Consider the following 21,078-nt stretch of genomic DNA (forward strand, 5'->3'; position numbering starts at 1 on the left):
GGCACGGCGCGCGTACCGGTTATGCCGGCACGCTCGGCTCCGGCGCGGCATGCCGCGGCAGCGCCAGTGAAATCGCTGCCGCCACCGCGATGAACAGCGCCGATATCGCCAGGCATGCGCCCAGCCCCGCCAGCTGGAACACCCAGCCGGACAGCACCGTGCCAAGCAGGCGGCCCAGCGCATTGGCCATGTAGTAGAAGCCCACGTCCAGCGACACGCCGTCCTCGCTGGCATAGCTGACGATCAGGTAGCTGTGCAGCGACGAATTGATCGCGAACAGCACGCCGAACACCATCAGGCCGATGATGAGCACGGCCTGCGCCGCGTACTCCCGTGCCAGCAGCGCCGCCATCACCGCCGGGATGATCGCCAGCAGCGTTGCCCAGCCGAACGCCGCGCGGCCGTCGGGGACTTCGCCGCCGCGTCGGCCGGTGACATACGGCGCCAGCGACTGCACCAGCCCGTAGCCGATCACCCACGCGGCCAGGAACCCGCCCACCTGCCAGAAATCCCAGCCCAGCGATTGCGCCAGGAACACCGGCAGGGCGACCACGAACCACACGTCGCGGGCGCCGAACAGGAACATCCGCGCCGCCGACAGCAGGTTGATCGCGCGGCTCTTGGACAGCAGGTCGCGGAACTTGGGTTTGTGCTTCGCCTTGCCCAGGTCGCGCTTGAGCAGGGCCAGGCTCGACAACCACACCAGCGCCAACCCGATGGCCATCGCGGCAACGGCCGCCCGGAATCCGACCGTGGTCAACAGCGCGCCGCCGAGGAAGAACCCGATCCCCTTCAGCGCGTTCTTGGAGCCGGTGAGCGCGGCCACCCAGCGATACAGCGTGCCCTGCGCCTCGCCCGGCACCAGCAGCTTGATGCTGCCCTTGGCGCTCATCTTGTTGAGGTCCTTGGCGATGCCCGACAGCGCCTGCGCCGCCATCACCCACGGCACCGTCAGCAGCGTCGATGGCACCAGCAGCATCGACAAGGCGATGACCTGCATCGCCAGCCCGATGTTCATCGTGCGGTTGAGGCCCAGCTGCGCGCCCAGCCAGCCACCGACAAGGTTGGTGATGACGCCGAAGATCTCGTAGAACAGGAACAGCATCGCCACCTGCAGCGGCGAATAGCCCAGCTGGTGGAAATGCAGCACCACCAGCATGCGCAGCGCGCCGTCGGTCAGGGTGAATGCCCAGTAGTTGCCGGTGACCAGCAGGTACTGGCGGACGTCCGACGACAGCCGCGCAAGCATCGGCTCAGCCCGCCTTTCCAACCAGCCGCACCAGCTCGGCGGTGCGGTTCACGTAGCCCCATTCGTTGTCGTACCACGCATAGAGCTTCACCTGAGTGCTGTTGATGACCATCGTGGAGAGCGCATCGATGATGCTGGAGCGCGGGTCGGTCTGGAAATCGATCGACACCAGCGGGCGGGTTTCATAGCCCAGCACGCCCTTGAGCGCGCCTTCGGCGGCATCGCGCAACAGCTGGTTGACTTCCTCCACCGTGGTCGCGCGCTCCACTTCGAACACGCAGTCGGTCAGCGAGGCGTTGGTCAGCGGCACGCGCACCGCGTGGCCATTCAAGCGCCCCTTGAGCTCCGGGAAGATCTCGGCGATGGCGGTGGCGGAACCGGTCGAGGTCGGGATCAGGCTGCTGCCGCACGAGCGCGCGCGGCGCAGGTCCTTGTGCGGGGCATCGACGATGACCTGGGTGTTGGTCAGGCTGTGGATCGTGGTCAGGCTGCCGTGGCGGATGCCCAGGCCTTCGTGGATCACCTTGACCACCGGCGCCAGACAGTTGGTCGTGCACGAGGCCGCGGACACGATGCGGTGCTGCGCGGGGTCGAAGCGTTCGTGGTTCACGCCCATGACCACGTCCAGCGCACCGGGCGACTTGACCGGCGCGGTCACCACCACGCGCTTCACGCCCTGGTCCAGGTACGGCTGCAGCACATCGGGCTTGCGGAACTTGCCGGACGCCTCGATCACCACGTCGCAGCCGGACCAGTCGGTGGCGGCCAGCTCCTTGTTGCGGCTGACCGGAATGCGGATGCCATCGATGAGCAATGCATCGCCATCGGCGGTCGCCTCGCGCGCCCAGCGCCCGTGCACGGAATCGAAATTCAGCAGGTGCGCCAGCGTCGCCGCATCGCCGGCCGGATCACTGATGCGGACGAACTGCAGCTCGGGATTGCCCCAGGCCGCACGCAGGGTGAGGCGCCCCATGCGGCCGAAGCCGTTGATGCCGACGCGAACAGCCATGCTCCTGTTCTCATCCATTGCCATGCGATCCATCGTCATGGGCCAGGATCAGGTCTTCGATCGACTTCGGCGCCAGCACCCGCCCGGTCGAGACGACGACATCATCGATTGCGAGGCCGGGGGTGGACATCACCCCGAGCATCGCGATTTCGGCGAAATCGGTGACTTTCACGATCTCCGCATCGCGGCCCATGTTGTCGAGGGCACGCCGCGTGTTGTCGGCCAGCATGATGCACTTGGAGCAGCCGGATCCCAGAATCTTGATGCGCATGGCGCCGTCCTCGGTCAGGTGAAAAAAGATGCGGTGGCGTTGAACAGCAGGCCGATCACCACGATGCCGGCAACGACGATGGCGAAGAAGGTCGCCAGCAGGCGTGCCTTGACCACCCGCTTGAGCATGATCAGCGACGGCAGCGACAGCGCGGTGACCGCCATCATGAAAGCAAGCACGGTGCCCAGCCCGACGCCCTTGGCGACCAGCGCCTCGGCGATCGGCAGGGTGCCGAAGATGTCCGCATACACCGGCACGCCGGCCAGCACCGCCACCGGCACCGCCCACCACTTGTCCTGGCCCAGCAGCGTGGTGATCACGTCTTGCGGGATCCAATTGTGGATTGCGGCGCCGATGCCTACGCCGATCAGGACGTACAGCCATACCCGGCGCACGATCTCGAAGACCTGGTCCCGCGCATAGGCTGCACGCTCACGCCTGCTCATTGCTTGCGGCTCCACGCCCACCGCCGGCGCGCGGGTCACGAAAGACTCTATCTGTCCCTCCATCCGCAACGCACCGATCAGGGTGCCCCCCGCCACCGCCAGGACAATGCCAACGACGACGTAAGCGATCGCCACCGTCCAGTTGAAGATGCTGGCCAGCAGGATCATCGAAGCCAGATCCACCAGAGGCGAGGAGATCAGGAACGAGAACGTCACCCCCAGCGGCAGCCCGGCGCTGGTGAAGCCGATGAACAGCGGGATCGACGAGCACGAACAGAACGGCGTCACCGTGCCCAGCAGCGCGCCTACCGTATTCGCCTTCACCCCGCGCATGCCGCCCAGGATCCGGCGCGTGCGTTCCGGCGGGAAGTGACTCTGGATCCAGGACACCACGAAGATCAGGACCGCCAGCAGCAGGAAGATCTTGATCGTGTCGTAAATGAAGAAGTGCACCGATCCACCCAGCCGGCTGGAGGTGTCCATCCCCGCCTTTCCCAGCAGCCATGCCACCAGGTCGGACAGCCACTGCATCCGCAGCAGTTGTTCATTCAACCAGCGCAGGATTTCCATCAGCGGATGCTCCGGGCTCTTGCAGGCGGCGCTGTTGCCTCTGCTTTCCGGCCCGCAACCGGTGCGCACTGCGCACTGTCACCGCCACAGCAGTTGCGGGTGAGGAAAGCGATGAGATCGGCCATCCGCCGGAAGTCGGCGCTGTATCGGATGCACCGGCCCAACTGCTCGCCGCGGATCAACCCGGCGGCGCTCAGCTCCTTCAGGTGGAACGACAGGGTGGCCCCGGGCAACGACAGTGCCTCGGCGATATCGCCCGCCATGCGGCCCTCCGGGCCCGCCTCGACCAGCAGACGGAATACCGAAAGGCGGGTGGCCTGCCCCAGCGCCGACAAGGCGAGGGTTGCATCTTTTATTTCCATGTTTCTAGAATATTGGAATCACCGAATCGTAGCAACCCGCCATGACAGAAATGCGACTGCCCGATGTTGCACCGCCGGCCATGGCCGCGCCGACTCCGGGCGGACGCCGGGCGTGCGCCGCAGCGTCGCCTTCTGAAGCCAGCGAGCGCCTGAACGCGGAGTGTTTTTGCGTGGGCCTGGACGACGACGCCCTGCGCGCTGCGATCGAAGCGGCCAGCCCGCGGCCCGGATTCCTGGCGCTGCTGCAGGAGCGCTGTCCGTACGCGTTTGCCGCGCATCCGGTGTTCGTTTCGGCGCGTCAAAGCGCAAGGATGACGGCGCTGGTCGGCGCGATCGAATCGGTGGTGGCGCTGCCTGCCTATCAGGATGAAGTCCTGGCGCGCGCGCCTGCCATCGCGCGCTACCAGCCGGGCGCAAGCGGCGTGTTCTTCGGTTACGACTTCCATGTGAGCAACACCGGCCTGGGCCTTATCGAAATCAACACCAACGCCGGCGGCGCGATGCTCAACGCCCTGCTTGCCCGCGCGCAGCGGGCCTGCTGCGCCGCGGTGCAGGACCTGCTGCCGGCCGCCGCCACGGTGGAGGCATTCGAGTCGGGCATCGTGGCGATGTTCCGCAACGAATGGTCGCTGAGCGGGAAAACCCGCCCGCTGCGCAGCATCGCCATCGTCGACGACAACCCCGAAGCGCAGTACCTGTACCCGGAGTTCCTGCTGTTCAAGCAGCTGTTCGAGGCCAACGGGCTGCGCGCAACCGTCGCCGCGCCGGAGGCGCTGCAGCTGCGGGATGGCGTGCTGTATTGCGGCACCGAAGCGATCGACCTGGTCTACAACCGGCTCACCGATTTCTACTTCGAGACCGATGCCAGCGCGGCGCTGCGCGAGGCCTACCTGTCCGACGCCGCGGTGGTGACGCCCCACCCCCGCGCGCACGCGCTGTACGCGGACAAGCGCAACCTCGCCCTGCTTTCCGATCCCGACGGACTGCGCCGCCTCGGGGTGCCCGAGGACACGCTGGCGCTGCTGCTTGAACACATCCCGCGCACCGAGATCGTGACCATCGAGAACGCCGAGCGCCTGTGGGGCGAGCGCAAGCGGCTGTTCTTCAAGCCGTTCGCGGGGTTCGGCAGCCGGGCCGCCTATCGCGGCGATAAGCTCACCCAGCGCGTGTGGCAGGAGATCGCCGCGGGCGGCTACATCGCGCAGGCGCTGGTCGCCCCCGGCGAACGCATGCTGCCGGACCACGATGCCGCGCCGGCGCTCAAGTTCGACCTGCGCGAATATGTCTACCGGGGGCAGGTGCAGTGGACCGCGGCGCGGCTGTACCAGGGCCAGACCACCAATTTCCGCACCCCCGGCGGCGGCTTCGCCCCGGTCTACGAAACGCCTGACGCCTGCCTGGATGCGCTTGGAGCCGCGATGCCGGGTGCCTGCGAGGGCATCGGCTGCACGCTTCCTGGCGTGGACTGAAGCATCACCCTGTCGCGCGGGCGCGCGAGCGGGGATCGCCAGCGCCGTCCGGACCGAAGCTTCAGCCCGCCCCGACCGCAATCTCGCGCAGCGCGCGCTCGAACACCTCCGGTGGCTGGCCGCCGGAAATCAGGTGCTTCCGCTCCACGATCACCGCCGGCACGCTGCTGATGCCCAGGCCCTGGAAGAACTTCTCCGCATCGCGCACGGCGTCGGCGAACTCGCCACCTGCCAGCACCGCGCCTGCCCGCTCCGCATCGAGGCCGACACCAGCGGCCACGTCCGCGAGCACCGCGTGGTCGCTGATATCGCGGCCTTCGCTGAAGTTGGCCACCAGCAGCGCCCGCTTCAGCGGCAGCTGACGCTCCTGGGCTTCCGCCGCCGCCCAGTGCAGCAGGCGGTGCGCATCGAACGTGTTCCAGGTGCGGCTGCGGGCGTTGAAGTCGAAGCTGAAGCCCAGCTCGGCGCCGCGGTCGCGGATTCGCGCCTGGTTCTCGGCCAGCTGCGCGTCGCTCATCCCGTACTTGCGCTTGAGGTTGTCGGCCACGTCCATGCCGCCGGCCGGCATGTTCGGGTCCAGTTCGAACGGCTGGAAATGGAGTTCCGCCTCCACCTCGCCCTGCAGCTGGCGCAGCGCCTGCTCCAGCGAGGCCAGGCCGACCGCGCACCACGGGCAGACCACGTCGGACACGAAATCGATGCGCAGCTTGCTCATTGCGGAATCCTTGGACGAAAGAAGCGCAGAGTGCCACGCCGTCGCCGCGGCTTCACCGCCTGCGCTGCAACGCACTGTCGCGGCTCAATTGCCGGCGTGCATCCACTCCCGCAGCGCCTGCGCGAAACCCGCGCCCTGCACCGGATCCACGCCGAGGTAGAAATCCGGCTCGATCAGCTCGGCCTCCATCAGCAGCCAGCGGCCGTCGGCATCCGGCAGCACGTCGATGCGCGCGTACAGCAGCGGCTCGCCGATGGCCTCCAGCACCTGCCGCGCAAGCGCCAACGCCGCGGCCGGCGGCGTCGGCACCAGCGTGTATTGGCCGCCGAATTCTTCCTGGATGCGGAACTCGCCCGCCACCGGCCGCTTGTTCACCGCGTGGCTGAGATGGCCGCCGAAATACAGCAGCGAGGTTTCGCCCAGCGTTTCGATGGTCGACAGGTAAGGCTGCAGCAACATCGGCATGGGCTCCGCCGCATCGACGACATCGCCACGCCGCAGGCGCCGGGTTTTCCACGCGCCGCCGGAAATCGCCGGCTTGGCGATCAGCTCATCCGCGCCGGTGTCGGCGAACGCGCACTCCACCGCTGCCTGCGACAGCGCATCCACGAAGGTTGTGGGCGCAATCGCGACGCCACGCTCGGCCAGCTCGCGCAGGTAGCGCTTGTCGGTGTTCCACGCCAGCACCTTGGCCGGGTTCGCCAGCGGCAGGCCTTCGCGCTGCCAGGTGGCGCAGGCGCGCTGCCAGCGGGCGGCGTCGTGGTGGTAGCCCCAGGCCAGCAGCGGCAGCACGCAGGCGTAGCCGCGCAGACCCGACGCATCGTCCACGTGCGCCGTCCACGGCGTCGGCGTGGCGTCGATACCTGCCGTGTCCAGCGCGCGCCGCAGGCGTGCCAGCACTTTCGGCCACAACTCGGGATACGCGGCTTCCGCCGGATCCGGCGTCAGGATGGCGACGCGGGTCATGCCTTCAAGCCTTCAAACCTGCCAGCACTTCCGACACGCTCAGGCCGATCTCCAGTTGCACGCGTACGTACTCGCGCTCCTTGCGCGAAAGCGGACGTCCGACTTCCAGGCGGACATCCTCCGCCTGCAGGATGCGCATGATGCGCGGCAGGGCCGAACCGATGGCGTCGGCGCCGTAGCCGGCCTCGCGCAGGGCAGCCTTGATCAGTTCTTCAACGTCCATGGCACATCCGATGGGTCTGGAAACCACGCATTGTGCGCCCAACTCGATGGTGGCCCACGTTCGCCGTGGCGGGATTCACAGCATCGGCAGCTTCAGGCCCTGCTCACGCGCACAGTCCCTGGCGATCTCGTAGCCGGCATCGGCATGGCGCATCACGCCGGTGCCGGGGTCGTTCCAGAGCACGCGGGCGATGCGCTTGTCGGCGGCCTCGCTGCCGTCGCAGACGATGACCACGCCGGAATGCTGCGAGTAACCCATGCCGACGCCGCCGCCGTGGTGCAGGCTCACCCAGGTCGCGCCGCCAGCGACGTTGAGCATGGCGTTGAGCAGCGGCCAGTCGGAGACGGCGTCGGAACCATCGCGCATGGATTCCGTTTCGCGATTGGGCGAGGCCACGCTGCCGGAATCCAGATGGTCGCGGCCGATGACGACGGGCGCCTTCAATTCGCCGTTGCGCACCATTTCGTTGAACGCCAGGCCCAGCTTGTGGCGCAGGCCCAGGCCCACCCAGCAGATGCGCGCCGGCAGGCCCTGGAAGCTGATGCGCTCGCGCGCCATGTCCAGCCAGTTGTGCAGGTGGGCGTCGTCCGGGATCAGCTCCTTGACCTTGGCATCGGTCCTGTAGATGTCTTCCGGATCGCCACTGAGCGCCACCCAGCGGAACGGGCCGACGCCGCGGCAGAACAACGGGCGCACGTAGGCCGGCACGAAGCCGGGGAAGGCGAACGCGTTTTCGCAGCCGACGTCGAACGCCATCTGGCGGATGTTGTTGCCGTAGTCCACGGTCGGGATGCCGGCGGCATGGAAGGCCAGCATCGCCTCCACGTGCACGCGCATCGACTGCTTGGCTGCGTCGCGCACCCTCTCCGGGTTCGCCTTCTGTTCGGCCAGCCACTCGTCCAGCGTCCAGCCGATCGGCAGGTAGCCGTGCACCGGGTCGTGCGCGCTGGTCTGGTCGGTCACGCAGTCGGGGCGCACGCCGCGCTTCACCAGCTCCGGCAGGATTTCCGCGGCGTTGCCCAGCAGGGCGATGGACTTGGCCTCGCCGGCCGCCGTGTATCCGGCGATGCGGGCCAGCGCGTCGTCGATGTCGCTGGCCTGCTCGTCGACATAGCGCGTCTTCAAGCGGAAATCGATGCTGCTCTGGCGGCATTCGATGTTGAGGCTGCTCATGCCGGCCAGCGATGCCGCCAAGGGCTGCGCGCCGCCCATGCCGCCAAGCCCGGCGGTCAGCAGCCATTTGCCTTTCAGCGATCCGCCGTAGTGCTGGCGGCCCATTTCCACGAAGGTTTCGTAGGTGCCCTGCACGATGCCCTGGCTGCCGATGTAGATCCAGCTGCCGGCGGTCATCTGCCCGTACATCATCAGGCCCTTCTTATCGAGCTCGTTGAAGTGCTCCCAGTTGGCCCAGTGCGGCACCAGGTTGGAATTGGCGATCAGCACGCGCGGCGCATCGGCATGGGTGGGGAACACGCCGACCGGCTTGCCGGACTGCACAAGCAGGGTTTCGTCGTCGCCGAGGGTCTTCAGCGTTTCGATGATCCTGTCGTAGCAGTCCCAGTCGCGCGCGGCGCGGCCGATGCCGCCGTACACCACCAGCGAGGCCGGATCTTCCGCCACTTCCGCATCCAGGTTGTTCTGCAGCATCCGGAACGGCGCCTCGGTCAGCCAGCTCCTGCAGTGCAGCTGGTTGCCACGCGGCGCGCGGATCGAACGGGATGGATCAAAGCGGTTGCTGGTGGTCATGGGCGCTCCAACGGCGAACTGGAATGGTGAAAAGTCTGCGCCGCATCCTCGCGCGTCGCCAGCACGCAGGCCGCGGATTCGGCGGATTCCGGTCCGGAGTTGCGCGATTTCCGCCGCTTTGTTTACGCTGTAAACATGACCCACCCCGATACCGCCACCCGCATCCTCAACGCCGCGCGCGCGCTGTTCGAGCGCGAAGGCGCAGACAGCGTGAGCATGCGCAAGGTGGCAGACGCGGTGGGCATCACCCCGACCGCGATTTACCGGCATTTCCGCAGCCGCGAGGCGCTGCTGGGAAAGATCAGCGATGACAGCTTCGACGAGATCGCCCGCCACTGGGACGCGCACCGCCAAGGCAAGGACCCGCTCGCGCGGCTGCTGGCGACCCAGCAGATCTACCTCGACTACGCGCTGGCCTACCCGCACCTGTTCGACCACGCTTTCCTCGCGCGCCGCCGCAACGCGCGGCGCTTCCCCGCGGATTTCATCGCAGGACAATCGCCCACCGCCAATGTGATGCACGAAGCGGTGGTGGAGGCGCAGGCGCGGGGCCAGCTGCGCGGGGGCGATGCCTGGGCGCTGACCATGACGGTATGGGCGCATGCGCACGGCCTGATCGCACTCCAGCGCGCCGGCCGCTTCAGCTTCGACGAGGCCGGCTTCCGCGCCTTTTTCACCACCTCCCTGCATCACCTCCTGGACGGCTTGCGCCCCTGATCGCGCGATCAACCGTCTTCCGCCTTCGCTATCATCCCGAGGATGCGAATCCTCTTCCGTACCGGGCTGCTGGCCTGCGCGCTGCTGGTCTCCGCCTGCGCAAGCCGCCCCCTTTCCACGACCCCGGCCGCAGCGCAGCCGGCCACCCTGCTGCTGGTGTCCGTGGACGGCCTGCGCCCTGCCGATATCACGCCAGCGCAGATGCCGGTGCTCGACGCCCTGGGCAATGCCAACGTGCGTGCGGAAGGCATGCGGCCGTCCTATCCCAGTCTCACCTTCCCCAACCACTACACCCTGGTCACCGGGCGACGGCCGGATCACCACGGCATCATCCACAACAGCATGGAGGACGCCCACCTGGGGGAATTCCGGCTGAGCAATCGAGATGCGGTGGGCAACAGCGGCTGGTGGCAGGGGGGCGCGCCGGTGTGGGCCAGCGTGCAGCGCGCCGGCCTCCGCGCCGCCACCATGTTCTGGCCCGGTAGCGAGGCGGAGATCGATGGCGTACGGCCGTGGCGCTGGCGCGCCTACGACGGCGCGATCAGCGATGCCGACCGCGTGGCCCAGGTGCTGGAATGGCTGCGTCTGCCCGCCACCGAGCGGCCGCGCTTCATCACCCTGTACTTCGACGTCGTCGACCACGTCAGCCACGATCACGGCCCCGGTTCCGACCAGGCCCGCGCCGCGCGTGCCGACGTGGATGCGGCGCTGGGACAGTTGCTGGACGGCCTGCGCGATGCACGGCAGCTCGACACCACCAACCTGGTCATCGTCTCCGACCATGGCTTCGAAACCGTCCCGCCGGGCCACAGCATTGCGGTCGACGACATGGCCCCGCGCGAACTCGCGCAGGCGGTCAGCGTGGGCCAGGTGATCGGCTTCACGCCGCGCGCCGGCAAGACCGCCGACGTCGAGCGCCTGCTGCTGGGCCAGCATGCGCAGTACCAGTGCTGGCGCAAGGGCGAGTTGCCCCCGGATTGGCATTACGGCAGCCATCCGCGCATCCCCGCCATCATCTGCCAGATGGCGCCCGGTTGGGATGCCCTGTTCGCGAAGGCACACGCCACGCGCCAGCAGCAGGAACACGCGCGCGGCTCGCATGGCTACGATCCGTCGCTGCCGTCGATGCGCGCGACCTTCATCGCCGCCGGGCCCGCATTCCGCCCCGGCACCCGCCTGCCGGTGTTCGACAACGTCGATGTCTATCCGCTCCTGATGCGCCTGCTGGCGCTGCCGCCGGAGGACAACGACGGCGACATTTCCCCGCTGCTGCCGGCGCTGGAGCCTGCGCGGTGATCCTGTGCCGCCGGATCGACAGCCCGGTGGGGCCGCTGATGCTGGCGGCGGATGCCAGCGGGCTGCGCCACATCGAGTTCCGCCACAACCGCCATCCCGCCAACCGCGCCGACTGGCACGGCGGCGACAACGAGGTGCTGCAGGCCGCCGAGGCGCAGCTTGGCGAATATTTCGCCGGCAAGCGCCAGCGCTTCGAGCTGCCGCTGGCGCCGCAGGGCACCGGGTTCCAGCTGCGGGTGTGGTGGGAGCTGGCGCGGATCCCGTTCGGCGACACCATCAGCTATGCGCAGCTGGCGCAGCGGTTGGACAACCCCAACGGCACCCGCGCGGTGGGCGCGGCCAACGGCCGCAATCCCCTGCCGATCGTGCTGCCCTGCCACCGGGTGATCGGCGCCGACGGCGCGCTGACCGGCTTCGGTGGCGGCCTGCCGGTGAAGGAAGCGCTGCTGCGGCTGGAAGGCGCACTGCCGCCGGCTGCCGACCTGTTCGGCCACGTGCCGCCCACCGGCGGCCTGCTCTAGCGTCGGCCGCGCGGCTGCGCTCCGTGCCGCAAGCACGGCCTATGGCGCGCGCGCGGCCTTCATCGCCGCATGCGCCACCCGGTGGATCAGGCGCGCGGCGACGCGCGCGGTGACGTTGTCGCGATCCAGCGGCGGCGACAGTTCCGCAACGTCCATCAGCATCAACTTGCCGGTGGCGGCGACGGCGTCGAGCAGCGGCTCCACCACCTCCATCGGCACCCCGCGCGCGGCCGGCGCGCTGACCCCGGGGGCCATCGCGTGCGGCAGGCCGTCGATGTCGATGGTCAGGTAGATCGCATCGACGTCGGCCAGCTTCTCCTTCAGTTCGGCCAATCGCTGCGGCAACTCGAGCAGGCCGAGTTCGTCGTCGCGCACGTAATGCACGCCCAGTGCGTTGGCGGTATCGAACAGCACGCGGGTGTTGGCGGCGGCGCTGATGCCGTAGGCCAGATAGTCCAGCGGCAGGCCGCGTTCGCGCGCATCTTCGATGGCCTGCAGGAACGGCGTGCCGGAGCTGCCCTGGTCCTGCCGGCGCAGGTCGAAATGGGCGTCGATGTTGACGATGGCCAGCCGCGGCCGGCGCGCGCGCAGATGCCGCGCCAGGCCCAGGTAGCTGGCGAAGGCGATCTCGTGGCCGCCGCCCAGCCCCACCGCCAGGTGACCGGCGTCCAGCAGCGCCGCCATCGCATCGGCGTAGCGCGTCTGCGCGCCTTCCAGATCGCCATCGGCGCAGGCGACGGTGCCGGCGTCGTACAGCGGGGCGTCGTCCAGTACCGGCAGGTTGGACAGCATCCTGCGCAGCGCCGCCGGTCCTTCCGCCGCGCCCACGCGGCCGTGGTTGCGGCGCACGCCTTCGTCGCAGGCGAAGCCCAGCACCGCCACGCCCGGCTCACTGCCCGGCTGCGGCGCCCGCACCCACTGATGCCAGCGACGGGTCGATGCATCCTCGGGCAGGTCGATGCGGCCGCTCCAGCCTTCGATGGCGCTCATGCCGACGGCTCGCGGGCGGTGAAGGGATGCATGGCGAACTCCTTGGCTTCGATGCGCCATTCTAGGAAACGCCGCGGCCCGATGCCGGCTTCCGCCACCGCACCGATCAGGCAACCGCGTTTGCGATAATCCCGAACCGCACGCGCATCAGGGAGTCGTCGCCATGCCGGCCCACCGCTGGGATCTGCTGCTTACCCACGCCACCCTGGCCACGCTGGACGGCGAGGCGCCGTTCGGGCTGGTGGAAAACGCCGCGCTGGCGATCGCGGATGGCCGCATCGCCTGGCTGGGACCGATGGATGCCTTGCCGAAGCGCACCAGCATCGGCCGCAGCGAAGACCTCGGTGGTCGCCTGCTCACCCCGGCGCTGGTCGACTGCCACACCCACCTGGTGTTCGCCGGCAACCGCGCCAACGAGTTCGACATGCGCCTCAACGGTGCCAGCTACGAGCAGATCGCGCGTGCCGGCGGCGGCATCCGCTCCAGCGTGGCGGCCGTGCGGCAGGCCGACGAGGACGAGCTGCTGCGGCAGTCGCTGCCGCGCGCGCGTGCGCTGCTGGGCGACGGCGTGGCCACGCTGGAGATCAAGTCCGGCTACGGGCTGGATCTCGACAACGAGCGCAAGATGCTGCGCGTCGCCCGGCGCATCGGCCAGCTGCTGGGCATCGGCGTGCGCACCACCTATCTGGCCGCGCACGCGCTGCCGCCGGAATACCGCGATGACGCCGACGGCTACGTCGATGCGCTGATCGATTGGCTGCCACAGCTGCATGCGGAAGGGCTGGTGGACGCGGTGGACGCGTTCTGCGAAAGCATCGGCTTCTCGCCGGCGCAGACCCGCCGGTTGTTCGAAGCCGCGCGCACGCTCGGCATCCCGGTGAAGCTGCACGCCGACCAGCTCAGCGACCTCGGCGGCGCCGCGCTGACGGCGGAATTCGGCGGCCTGTCCGCCGACCATGTCGAATACACCGGCGAAGACGGCGTGCGCGCGATGGCGAAGCGCGGCACGGTGGCGGTGCTGCTGCCCGGCGCCTTCCACGTGCTGCGGGAGACGAAGCTGCCGCCGATCGCGCTGCTGCGCGAACACGGCGTGGCGATGGCGGTGGCCACCGACTGCAACCCGGGCACGTCGCCGCTGCTGTCGCTGCGGCAGGCGATGCAGCTGGCCTGCACGCATTTCCGGCTGACCCCGGAAGAAGCGCTGCGCGGCGCCACCGTCAACGCCGCGCGCGCACTGGGCCTGGCGGACCGCGGCATCCTGCGGAAGGGGCTGCGCGCCGATCTGGTGGCCTGGGAAGTCGCCCACCCCGCCGAACTGTGCTATTGGCTTGGCGGTCAACTGGCCACGCGCATCTACGTGGCCGGCCAACCGCTTTCCTGATCCGGAGATCCCGATGCGCCTCACCCTGCTTGCCGCTGCCTGCTTGCTGTCCGCCCCCATCGTCGCCCACGCCCAGGCCACCGACGCCGCGCGCAAGCTGGCGCAGGACGCGATCATCGTCGACACCCATATCGACGCACCCGGCGTGCTGACCGACAAGTGGGCCGACCTTGCCGGCGCGCACAAGGACCGCGAGTTCGATTACCCGAGGGCGCGCGCCGGCGGGCTGGACGTGGCGTTCATGTCGATCTACACCTCCCCGCGGCAGGACGCCGACGGCAGCGCCTGGCAGGCCGCCAACGCGATGATCGACGGCGTCGAGGCGCTGGTGCAGCGGCATCCCGGCAAGTTCGCCATCCTCACCTCGCCGGGCGATGCCACGCGCCTGCTCGAAGGCGGCCGCGTGCTGCTGCCACTGGGCATGGAGAACGGCGCGCCGCTGCAGGACAAGCTGGAGAACGTGCGGTTCTTCTTCGACCGCGGCGTGCGCTACATCACCCTCGCCCACAGCGCCGCCAACCGGTTGGCCGATTCCTCCTACGCCGCCGAGAAGAAGTGGAACGGGCTGAGTCCGTTCGGCCGCGAGGTGGTGGCGGAGATGAACCGGCTCGGCATCATGGTGGACGTCTCGCACCTGGGCGATGCCTCGGCGCTGGAGGCGATCCGCCTCAGCAAGGTGCCGGTGATCGCCAGCCATTCGGCCTTCCGCCATTTCACACCCGGCTTCGAGCGCAACATCAGCGACGAGATCGCCAAGGCGGTGGCAGCGCGCGGCGGCGTGGTGCAGGTACCGTTCGGCACCGCCTTCATCAACCCCGACAGCGCCGCCGACCTGCAGGCGCAGTTCCGCGCGCGGGTGGCGTTCGACCAGCGCAATCTGGAGCTGAAGGCGCAGGGCAAACCGCAGGAAGACCGTGCGGCGTTCGAAAAGGCGTGGGAGCAGGCGCATCCGGTGCGCAGCAGCACGCTGGCGCAGGTGCTGGACCAGATCGACTACGGGGTGAAGCTGCTCGGCGTCGACCACGTCGGCATCGGTTCGGATTTCGACGGCGTGGGCGGCGAGCTGGCCAATGAACTCAAGACCGTGGCCGACTTCCCCAATCTGGTGGCCGGCCTGCAATCGCGCGGCCATTCCGATGCCGACATCCGCAAGATCCTCGGCGGCAACCTGCTGCGCGCCTGGGCGGCGATCGAGGCCGGCGCCGGCAAGTAAGCTCGCGATCCTGCGCGCCCGGCCATCCGGGCGCATGGCCCTGAAACGCGAAGACCCCGCCGAGGCGGGGTCTTCATCGTCACGGCAGCGCCGGGATCAGGCAGCGGTCTTCTTGACCGCCTTCTTCGCCACGCTCTTGCTGGCGACCTTCTTCGCGACCGGCGCAGCGGCGGTGCCGGCGGCCTTGGTCACGGTCTTCAGTCGCGCATTGCCGTAGCTGGCGTTGTAACGCTTGCCCTTGGCGGTCTTGCGGTCGCCCTTGCCCATCGTGTTGCTCCTGGATCGATACGTGTCGGTGGATCGCGCCGCGCGCGAGAACCGGGGATTCTAGCACGGCGCCCGGGCGGCACGCGGTGGGCCGGAAGGCGCGGGCTCGTTCAGTGCGAATGCGCGCAGGTGGCGTCGTGGACGTGACCGTGGTTCAGCCGCAGGTTGGCCAGATGCGCCAGCCCCACCAGGGTGCCGCCGAAGGTCATCACCACGGCATGCAGCACCACCGAGTGGTGCAGCGGCGGGTACAGCACCGCCAGCCACAGCGCACCCAGCCCGGGCAGCAGCAGCCCCAGCGCGCGCATCGTGCGGTGGCGGCGGTAGCTCCAGACCAGCACCGACAGGCCGAACAGGCTGGCAAAGGTCACGAACGCCGTCTCGAAGCCATCGTCCAGCCACAGCGCCACGCCCAGCGACGGCAGCAGCGCGACCGCCAGCGGGATCAGCGCGCAGTGGATGGCGCAAAGCAGCGAACCGGTGGCGCCGAGACGGTCCAGCAGCAGGTGCAGGCGTGAATTCATCGGGGCATGACGTCCGGCAGGGGGGAGTGCGATTTGTTATGTTATAACATTATCCCCGTCGGCGCACTCCTCTTTCCAACGGACCCGCATGTCATATCCCGCCCCCACCCTCCGGCCCGCCCTGCTTGCCTCCGCACTGGCGCTGGCGCTTTCTCCCGTCCTCCACGCTGCCGATGCGCCGCAGCAGGCCAGGCACGACAGCGCACCCAAGAACCTGAGTGCGGTCGAAGTGCATGCCACGCCGCTGGCGGACACCGCCGAGAACCTGACCGCGCCGGTGGAAGTGCTGGCCGGCAGCAAGCTGGACGAAGCCAAGGCAGGCACCCTCGGCGAAACCGTGGCCGGCCTGCCCGGCGTGCAAACCTCCAACTTCGGCCCCGGCGTGGGCCGTCCGATCATCCGCGGCCTGGACGGCGCACGCGTGCAGGTGCTGAGCGACGGCCTGGGCTCCGGCGACGTGTCCACGGTCAGCGTCGACCACGCGGTGAGCATCGAGCCCTTCCTTGCCGACCAGATCGAAGTGCTCAAGGGCCCGGCGACCCTGCTCTACGGCAGCGGCGCGATCGGCGGCGCGGTCAACGTGGTCGATGGCCGGATCCCGATCGTCCGCGCCGACGCCCCGCTGTCCGGACGCGCCGAATTCCGCCACGACGGCGTCAGCGATGGCAACACCGGCACGGTCCGCATCGACGGCGGCAGCGGCAGCATCGCCTTCCATTTCGATGCCCTGCATCGCGAAGCCGGCGACTACCGCATTCCCGGCTTCGCCGAGAGCGCCGAACACCGCGCCGAACTGGGCGAAACCCCGTCGCCGGACGAAGCCGGCATCCTCGCCAACAGCGCCGTGCGCACCGACAGCGCTGCACTGGGCATTTCCTGGATCGGCGAGCGTGGTTTCCTCGGTGCCGGCTACAGCCTGTACAACACCCGCTACGGCATTCCCGGCGGCCACGCGCATGGCGCCGGCGAAGATGACCACGCCGACCACGCCCTTGAAGAGGCGGGTCCGGTTCACGTGCAAATGGACCAGCGTCGCAACGAACTGCGCGGCGGCCTGGACGACCTCGGCCCGTTCGCCTCGCTGCGGGTGAAGGTTGCCGACACCAGCTACACCCACACCGAATTCGAGGGCGATGCGGTCGGCACCGTGTTCAACAACCGCAGCCGCGAGGCGCGGGTGGAGCTGGTGCACCAGCCGCTGGCCGGCTGGAACGGCGCGTTCGGCCTGCAAGCCAGCCAGCGCGATTTCACCGCGATCGGCGACGAGGCCTTCGTGCCCGGCACGGTGGCCGACGACACCGGCCTGTTCTGGATCGGCAAGCATGCGTTCGGGCCGATGCAGCTGGACCTGGGCCTGCGCCACGACCGCAACCACGTCGACGTCGACCGCGCTGCGTCGGCCGCGCCGGACCGCGATTTCAGCACCACCAGCGTGTCCGCCGGACTGGGCTGGGAGATCAATGATGCGCTGCACTTCAACCTCGGCCTGGACCGCGCGCAGCGTGCGCCGACCGCGGAGGAGCTGTATTCGTCGGGCCTGCACGTGGCCACCGGCAGCCATGAACTGGGCGACGCCGGGCTGGACACCGAAACCGCCAACCGCATCGAGCTGGGCATGCACCTGCACCACGGCCCGTTCGAACTGCAGCTGTCCGGCTGGCATGCCCGCTACGACGACTTCATCTATCTGGCCAACGCCGACATCAGCGTGGACGGCGCCCCGCTGCGCCTGTGGCGCCAGGACGACGCCCGCCTGAGCGGGTTCGAGGCCAAGCTGGACTGGGACATCGTCGACAACGGCAGCGGCCGCTGGTCGCTGGGCCTGTTCGCGGACAGCGTGCGCGGGCGGTTGGCGGCAGCGGCCGGCACCACCGCCGCGGTCTCGGTGGAGGTGCCGCACGGCGACCACAGCCACGTCGAGCAGGCGCAGGTTGCCGCCGGCGGCAACCTGCCGCGGATCGCCCCGTCGCGCACCGGCGTCCGCCTGCGCTGGGAACGCGACGCCTGGCGCGCCAGCGTCGGCGCGGTGCGCCATGCACGCCAGGACAAGGTGGCGGCGTTCGAGCACGCCACGCCCGGCTACACCCTGGTCGATGCCCACCTGGCCTGGCATCTGGATACCGCCGGTGGTCGTGAGTGGGAAGTGTTCCTCGATGCCGCCAACCTCACCAACCGCGAAGCGCGCCCGCATACCTCGTTCCTGAAGGACGTGGTTCCACTGCAGGGCCGCAACCTGGCGTTCGGCGTGCGGATGTTCTTCTGACCGAAGCTTCCGCGCGTCAGCTGCGCGCAGGCGGGGGCGTCACCCGGCTTCCCCGCCCGCGCAGCGCGCGCACAGGCCGTGCACTTCCAGCGTCTGCGCCTGCGGCGCGAAGCCCAGCGCACGCGCCGCCGCATCCAGCGTGGCGACGATGCTGGCGTCTTCCAGCTCGGTGGCCGAATGGCAGCGGTTGCAGATCAGGAACGGCACCGAATGCTGGGCGGCGTTGGGATGGTGGCAGGCCACGAACGCGTTGATCGACTCCAGCTTGTGGATGAAGCCGTTGGCCAGCAGGAAATCCAGCGCGCGATAGACGGTGGGCGGCGCCACGTTGGCGCCATCCTCGCCGGCGCGGAAGCGATCCAGCAGGTCGTAGGCCTTGATCGGCTGCCCGGCCTGCGCGATCAGGCCCAGCACGCGCGCGCGCTGCGCGGTCAGGCGCAGGCCGCGCTCGCCGCAGGCGCGCTCCACCGCGGCCACGAACGCGTCGGCGTCGTCGACATGGTGGTGCGGATCGGTGCAGGCATGTGATTTACCCATGCACCGATGATGCGGGCTGGAATGGCCCAGCTCAAGCCGCGGCCGTCGACCCCGCATCAACCGCGCGCGCCAGCGCGGCGGTCAGCACCGCTCAGCCGATCCGCGCGATGGCCGCATCGATCCGAGCCAGCGCTTCGTCGCGCCCGCACAGATAGACCGTCCAGCCGATATCCGGGCTGACCTGGGTGCCGGTGATGGCCACCCGCATCGGCTGCGCGATCTTGCCCATGCCGATGCCAAGGGCCTCGGACACCGCCTTCACGACATCGTGAATCGGATCGGGCGACCAGTCGACCAGTGCGGCAAGCCGCGCCCGCATCTGCGCCAGCGGTTCACGCGCGGCTTCCTTGAGATGCTTGGCCACCGACGCTTCGTCGTAGACGGTCAGCGGACCGAACCAGACCGCCGATTTCTCCGCCATTTCCCTCAGGGTCTGCGCGCGCTCGCGCAGCGCCACCACGAGGTCGGCCGGCTTCGGACCCTTCGCCAGATCGTATCCGGCCTGTTCCAGATGCCAGACGAGGTGCCTGGCCACGGCATCGGGAGCGTCGGTCTTCAGGTACTGCTGGTTGAGCCAGCCGAGCTTGGCCATGTCCAGCCGCGCCGCCTTGGCGTTGACGTCGGCGAGGTCGAACAGCGACTGCATCTCGGCGATCGAGAACACTTCCTGGTCGCCGTGCGACCAGCCCAGCCGCACCAGGTAGTTCAGCAGCGCGTGCGGCAGGTAGCCGGCATCGCGGTACTGCATCACGTCGGCCGCGCCGGTGCGCTTGGACAGCTTGGCGCCCTGCTCGTCCAGGATCATCGGCAGGTGCGCGAAGTGCGGCACCGGTGCACCCAGCGCCTTGTAGATGTTGATCTGGCGCGGCGTGTTGTTGACGTGGTCGTCGCCGCGCACCACGTCGGTGATGCGCATGTCGATGTCGTCCACCACCACCGCGAAGTTGTAGGTGGCGTAGCCATCGCTGCGGAAGATCACCAGGTCGTCGAGTTCGCTGTTGGCGATCTCGATGCGACCCTTGACCTTGTCGTCCCAGGCCACCACGCCGTCGTGCGGATTGCGGAAGCGGATCACCCGGTTGGGATCGTCGCGCCAGCCGGCGTTGGCATCGCGATAGGCGCCGTTGTAGCGCGGCTTCTCGTTCGCGGCGATCAGCGCTTCGCGCATCGCCTCGAGCTCTTCCTTCGACTCGTAGGCGTAGTAGGCGTGGCCGGACGCGACCAGCTGTTCGGCGACTTCCTTGTAACGATCCAGGCGATGGGTCTGGTAGATCGGGCCTTCGTCGTAATCCAGGCCCAGCCATTCCATCGCCTGCAGGATGGCGTCGATGGCCGCCTGCGTGCTGCGCTCGCGGTCGGTGTCCTCGATTCGCAGAACGAACTGCCCGCCCTTGCGGCGCGCTTCCAGCCAGCAATACAGCGCGGTGCGCGCGCCGCCGATGTGCAGGTAGCCGGTGGGAGAAGGGGCGAAGCGGGTGCGGACGGTCATGGGGACAGGGCAATAGAGCGGAATCGTGCATTTTAGCTTGTCCTCCCTCCCCTTCCTTGAAGGGGAGGGTTGGGGTGGGGTTGTGCCCCCCGCGCAAACGCCTCCTGCTGCCGGGACTTACAATTTCCGCATGACCACACTCTTCGTCTCCGACCTGCACCTCGACCCGGCGCGCCCGGACATCACCGCGCTGTTCGGCCGCTTCCTCGACGGCGAAGCACGCGGCGCCGATGCCCTGTACATCCTCGGCGACCTGTTCGAGGCCTGGGTCGGCGACGACGATCCATCCCAAGCCGGCGCGTTGGTGGCGGACAGGCTGCGCGCACTCGCCGATGCCGGCGTGCCGGCGTACTTCATCCGCGGCAACCGCGACTTCCTGCTGGGCGAGGCCTACGCCGCGCGCTGCGGCATGACCCTGCTCGACGACCCCACGGTGGTCGATCTGTACGGCACCCCCACCCTGTTGCTGCACGGCGACCTGCTGTGCACCGACGACACCGCCTACCAGCAGTTCCGCGCGCAGACGCGCAGCCCGCAGTGGCAGGCGCAATTCCTGGCGCAGCCGCTGGCGGGACGGCTGGCGTTCGCCGCGCAGGCGCGCGCGGCCAGCCAGGCGCGCTACGGCGAGCTGGTGGCGAAAGGCATGGCGGAAACCATCGGCGACGTGGCACCGGCCACGGTGCAGGAGTGGTTCGCGCGCCATGGCGTGCAGCGCATGATCCATGGCCACACCCATCGCCCGGCGTTCCACGACGAAGGCGAAGGCCGCAGCCGCATCGTGCTGGGCGACTGGTACGAACAGGGCTCGGTGTTGCGCGTCAGTGCGGACGGATGCGATCTCGCCCGCCTGTAGC

At 68.9% G+C, this 21,078-nt stretch carries 22 protein-coding genes; 8 read left to right on the forward strand and 14 right to left on the reverse strand.

Going from position 1 to position 21,078, the window contains the following annotated elements:
- Window positions 1–19: 19 nt before the first annotated feature.
- The 5 genes from arsJ to E5S66_RS09165 are packed head-to-tail and all read right to left on the reverse strand — an operon-like array spanning window position 20 to window position 3,907.
- Window positions 20–1,249, reverse strand: a complete 1,230-nt coding sequence (gene arsJ, locus E5S66_RS09145; RefSeq protein ID WP_138348935.1) for an organoarsenical effux MFS transporter ArsJ — start codon at window positions 1,247–1,249, stop codon at window positions 20–22.
- 4 nt (window positions 1,250–1,253) lie between these two features.
- Window positions 1,254–2,258, reverse strand: coding sequence for an ArsJ-associated glyceraldehyde-3-phosphate dehydrogenase (locus tag E5S66_RS09150; protein ID WP_138348936.1), 1,005 nt, complete (start codon window positions 2,256–2,258; stop codon window positions 1,254–1,256).
- 10 nt (window positions 2,259–2,268) lie between these two features.
- On the reverse strand, window positions 2,269–2,529 hold the full coding sequence (locus E5S66_RS09155; RefSeq protein WP_038053598.1) for a thioredoxin family protein: 261 nt from the start codon (window positions 2,527–2,529) through the stop codon (window positions 2,269–2,271).
- A 14-nt stretch (window positions 2,530–2,543) separates the two neighbouring features.
- On the reverse strand, window positions 2,544–3,545 hold the full coding sequence (locus tag E5S66_RS09160; protein WP_138348937.1) for a permease: 1,002 nt from the start codon (window positions 3,543–3,545) through the stop codon (window positions 2,544–2,546).
- The gene (locus E5S66_RS09165) at window positions 3,545–3,907 is read right to left on the reverse strand and encodes an ArsR/SmtB family transcription factor (protein ID WP_138348938.1); all 363 of its coding nucleotides are present in this window, start codon (window positions 3,905–3,907) and stop codon (window positions 3,545–3,547) included. The genes E5S66_RS09160 and E5S66_RS09165 overlap by 1 nt, the downstream gene beginning before the upstream one ends.
- Before the next feature lie 170 nt (window positions 3,908–4,077).
- Between E5S66_RS09165 and E5S66_RS09170 the strand changes: the two genes are divergently transcribed.
- Window positions 4,078–5,376, forward strand: coding sequence for a hypothetical protein (locus tag E5S66_RS09170; protein WP_212745340.1), 1,299 nt, complete (start codon window positions 4,078–4,080; stop codon window positions 5,374–5,376).
- A 61-nt stretch (window positions 5,377–5,437) separates the two neighbouring features.
- On the opposite strand, the gene E5S66_RS09175 is transcribed toward E5S66_RS09170, so the two are convergent.
- The 4 genes from E5S66_RS09175 to hutU form a co-directional block, all read right to left on the reverse strand.
- Window positions 5,438–6,091, reverse strand: coding sequence for a DsbA family oxidoreductase (locus E5S66_RS09175; protein WP_138348939.1), 654 nt, complete (start codon window positions 6,089–6,091; stop codon window positions 5,438–5,440).
- A gap of 84 nt (window positions 6,092–6,175) precedes the next feature.
- Window positions 6,176–7,057, reverse strand: a complete 882-nt coding sequence (locus tag E5S66_RS09180) for an ATP-grasp domain-containing protein (RefSeq protein WP_138348940.1) — start codon at window positions 7,055–7,057, stop codon at window positions 6,176–6,178.
- A 4-nt stretch (window positions 7,058–7,061) separates the two neighbouring features.
- Window positions 7,062–7,280: a hypothetical protein gene (locus tag E5S66_RS09185; protein ID WP_028839614.1), complete on the reverse strand. Its 219-nt coding sequence runs from the start codon at window positions 7,278–7,280 to the stop codon at window positions 7,062–7,064.
- Between the two features lie 75 nt (window positions 7,281–7,355).
- Window positions 7,356–9,026, reverse strand: a complete 1,671-nt coding sequence (hutU, locus tag E5S66_RS09190) for a urocanate hydratase (RefSeq protein ID WP_138348941.1) — start codon at window positions 9,024–9,026, stop codon at window positions 7,356–7,358.
- 135 nt (window positions 9,027–9,161) lie between these two features.
- On the opposite strand from hutU, the gene E5S66_RS09195 reads away from it, so the two are divergent.
- Genes E5S66_RS09195 through E5S66_RS13770 form a run of 3 tightly spaced genes read left to right on the forward strand, consistent with a single transcriptional unit; the run spans window position 9,162 to window position 11,560 of the window.
- Entirely contained in the window at window positions 9,162–9,743 is a 582-nt protein-coding gene (locus E5S66_RS09195; protein WP_138348942.1) for a TetR/AcrR family transcriptional regulator, read from the forward strand.
- Between the two features lie 42 nt (window positions 9,744–9,785).
- On the forward strand, window positions 9,786–11,039 hold the full coding sequence (locus E5S66_RS13765) for an alkaline phosphatase family protein (RefSeq protein WP_246037191.1): 1,254 nt from the start codon (window positions 9,786–9,788) through the stop codon (window positions 11,037–11,039).
- Window positions 11,036–11,560, forward strand: coding sequence for a methylated-DNA--[protein]-cysteine S-methyltransferase (locus E5S66_RS13770; RefSeq protein WP_281278271.1), 525 nt, complete (start codon window positions 11,036–11,038; stop codon window positions 11,558–11,560). Before E5S66_RS13765 ends, E5S66_RS13770 begins: the two co-directional genes overlap by 4 nt.
- Before the next feature lie 39 nt (window positions 11,561–11,599).
- Here E5S66_RS13770 and hutG read toward each other — a convergent pair whose 3' ends face one another.
- A complete protein-coding gene (gene hutG, locus E5S66_RS09205) occupies window positions 11,600–12,550 on the reverse strand; it encodes a formimidoylglutamase (RefSeq protein WP_138348943.1) in 951 nt (316 codons plus the stop codon).
- 163 nt (window positions 12,551–12,713) lie between these two features.
- Between hutG and hutI the strand changes: the two genes are divergently transcribed.
- Window positions 12,714–13,931: an imidazolonepropionase gene (hutI, locus tag E5S66_RS09210; protein ID WP_028839608.1), complete on the forward strand. Its 1,218-nt coding sequence runs from the start codon at window positions 12,714–12,716 to the stop codon at window positions 13,929–13,931.
- 13 nt (window positions 13,932–13,944) lie between these two features.
- A complete protein-coding gene (locus tag E5S66_RS09215; protein ID WP_138348944.1) occupies window positions 13,945–15,144 on the forward strand; it encodes a dipeptidase in 1,200 nt (399 codons plus the stop codon).
- A 96-nt stretch (window positions 15,145–15,240) separates the two neighbouring features.
- Here the strand turns inward: E5S66_RS09215 and E5S66_RS09220 are convergent, their stop codons facing one another.
- Both E5S66_RS09220 and E5S66_RS09225 read right to left on the reverse strand, forming a co-directional pair.
- A complete protein-coding gene (locus tag E5S66_RS09220) occupies window positions 15,241–15,411 on the reverse strand; it encodes a 30S ribosomal protein THX (RefSeq protein ID WP_083961121.1) in 171 nt (56 codons plus the stop codon).
- Window positions 15,412–15,521: 110 nt separating this feature from the next.
- Window positions 15,522–15,935, reverse strand: a complete 414-nt coding sequence (locus E5S66_RS09225; protein WP_028839606.1) for a MerC domain-containing protein — start codon at window positions 15,933–15,935, stop codon at window positions 15,522–15,524.
- A gap of 88 nt (window positions 15,936–16,023) precedes the next feature.
- On the opposite strand from E5S66_RS09225, the gene E5S66_RS09230 reads away from it, so the two are divergent.
- The gene (locus E5S66_RS09230) at window positions 16,024–18,198 is read left to right on the forward strand and encodes a TonB-dependent receptor (protein WP_138348945.1); all 2,175 of its coding nucleotides are present in this window, start codon (window positions 16,024–16,026) and stop codon (window positions 18,196–18,198) included.
- A 39-nt stretch (window positions 18,199–18,237) separates the two neighbouring features.
- Here the strand turns inward: E5S66_RS09230 and E5S66_RS09235 are convergent, their stop codons facing one another.
- Both E5S66_RS09235 and gltX read right to left on the reverse strand, forming a co-directional pair.
- The gene (locus E5S66_RS09235) at window positions 18,238–18,735 is read right to left on the reverse strand and encodes a transcriptional repressor (RefSeq protein WP_028839604.1); all 498 of its coding nucleotides are present in this window, start codon (window positions 18,733–18,735) and stop codon (window positions 18,238–18,240) included.
- Window positions 18,736–18,826: 91 nt separating this feature from the next.
- Window positions 18,827–20,224: a glutamate--tRNA ligase gene (gene gltX, locus E5S66_RS09240; protein WP_138348946.1), complete on the reverse strand. Its 1,398-nt coding sequence runs from the start codon at window positions 20,222–20,224 to the stop codon at window positions 18,827–18,829.
- Window positions 20,225–20,354: 130 nt separating this feature from the next.
- Here gltX and lpxH point away from each other — a divergent pair, with 130 nt between their 5' ends.
- Window positions 20,355–21,077: a UDP-2,3-diacylglucosamine diphosphatase gene (gene lpxH / locus E5S66_RS09245; protein WP_138348947.1), complete on the forward strand. Its 723-nt coding sequence runs from the start codon at window positions 20,355–20,357 to the stop codon at window positions 21,075–21,077.
- Window position 21,078 lies beyond the last annotated feature (1 nt).

The sequence above is a fragment of the Thermomonas fusca genome, from assembly GCF_005862345.1.
Classification (GTDB): Bacteria; Pseudomonadota; Gammaproteobacteria; order Xanthomonadales; family Xanthomonadaceae; genus Thermomonas; species Thermomonas fusca.

Coding starts and splice junctions, on each gene's coding strand:
- E5S66_RS09175 (WP_138348939.1), bottom strand. CDS start 6,091: ATGAGCAAGCTGCGCATCGATTTCGTGTCCGACGTGGTCTGCCCGTGG.
- E5S66_RS09150 (WP_138348936.1), bottom strand. CDS start 2,258: ATGGCTGTTCGCGTCGGCATCAACGGCTTCGGCCGCATGGGGCGCCTC.
- E5S66_RS09160 (WP_138348937.1), bottom strand. CDS start 3,545: ATGGAAATCCTGCGCTGGTTGAATGAACAACTGCTGCGGATGCAGTGG.
- E5S66_RS09225 (WP_028839606.1), bottom strand. CDS start 15,935: ATGAATTCACGCCTGCACCTGCTGCTGGACCGTCTCGGCGCCACCGGT.
- E5S66_RS09235 (WP_028839604.1), bottom strand. CDS start 18,735: ATGGGTAAATCACATGCCTGCACCGATCCGCACCACCATGTCGACGAC.
- E5S66_RS09220 (WP_083961121.1), bottom strand. CDS start 15,411: ATGGGCAAGGGCGACCGCAAGACCGCCAAGGGCAAGCGTTACAACGCC.
- E5S66_RS09165 (WP_138348938.1), bottom strand. CDS start 3,907: ATGGAAATAAAAGATGCAACCCTCGCCTTGTCGGCGCTGGGGCAGGCC.
- hutU (WP_138348941.1), bottom strand. CDS start 9,026: ATGACCACCAGCAACCGCTTTGATCCATCCCGTTCGATCCGCGCGCCG.
- E5S66_RS09155 (WP_038053598.1), bottom strand. CDS start 2,529: ATGCGCATCAAGATTCTGGGATCCGGCTGCTCCAAGTGCATCATGCTG.
- hutG (WP_138348943.1), bottom strand. CDS start 12,550: ATGAGCGCCATCGAAGGCTGGAGCGGCCGCATCGACCTGCCCGAGGAT.
- hutI (WP_028839608.1), top strand. CDS start 12,714: ATGCCGGCCCACCGCTGGGATCTGCTGCTTACCCACGCCACCCTGGCC.
- E5S66_RS09180 (WP_138348940.1), bottom strand. CDS start 7,057: ATGACCCGCGTCGCCATCCTGACGCCGGATCCGGCGGAAGCCGCGTAT.
- arsJ (WP_138348935.1), bottom strand. CDS start 1,249: ATGCTTGCGCGGCTGTCGTCGGACGTCCGCCAGTACCTGCTGGTCACC.
- gltX (WP_138348946.1), bottom strand. CDS start 20,224: ATGACCGTCCGCACCCGCTTCGCCCCTTCTCCCACCGGCTACCTGCAC.
- E5S66_RS09215 (WP_138348944.1), top strand. CDS start 13,945: ATGCGCCTCACCCTGCTTGCCGCTGCCTGCTTGCTGTCCGCCCCCATC.
- E5S66_RS09185 (WP_028839614.1), bottom strand. CDS start 7,280: ATGGACGTTGAAGAACTGATCAAGGCTGCCCTGCGCGAGGCCGGCTAC.
- E5S66_RS13765 (WP_246037191.1), top strand. CDS start 9,786: ATGCGAATCCTCTTCCGTACCGGGCTGCTGGCCTGCGCGCTGCTGGTC.
- E5S66_RS09195 (WP_138348942.1), top strand. CDS start 9,162: ATGACCCACCCCGATACCGCCACCCGCATCCTCAACGCCGCGCGCGCG.
- lpxH (WP_138348947.1), top strand. CDS start 20,355: ATGACCACACTCTTCGTCTCCGACCTGCACCTCGACCCGGCGCGCCCG.
- E5S66_RS09230 (WP_138348945.1), top strand. CDS start 16,024: ATGTCATATCCCGCCCCCACCCTCCGGCCCGCCCTGCTTGCCTCCGCA.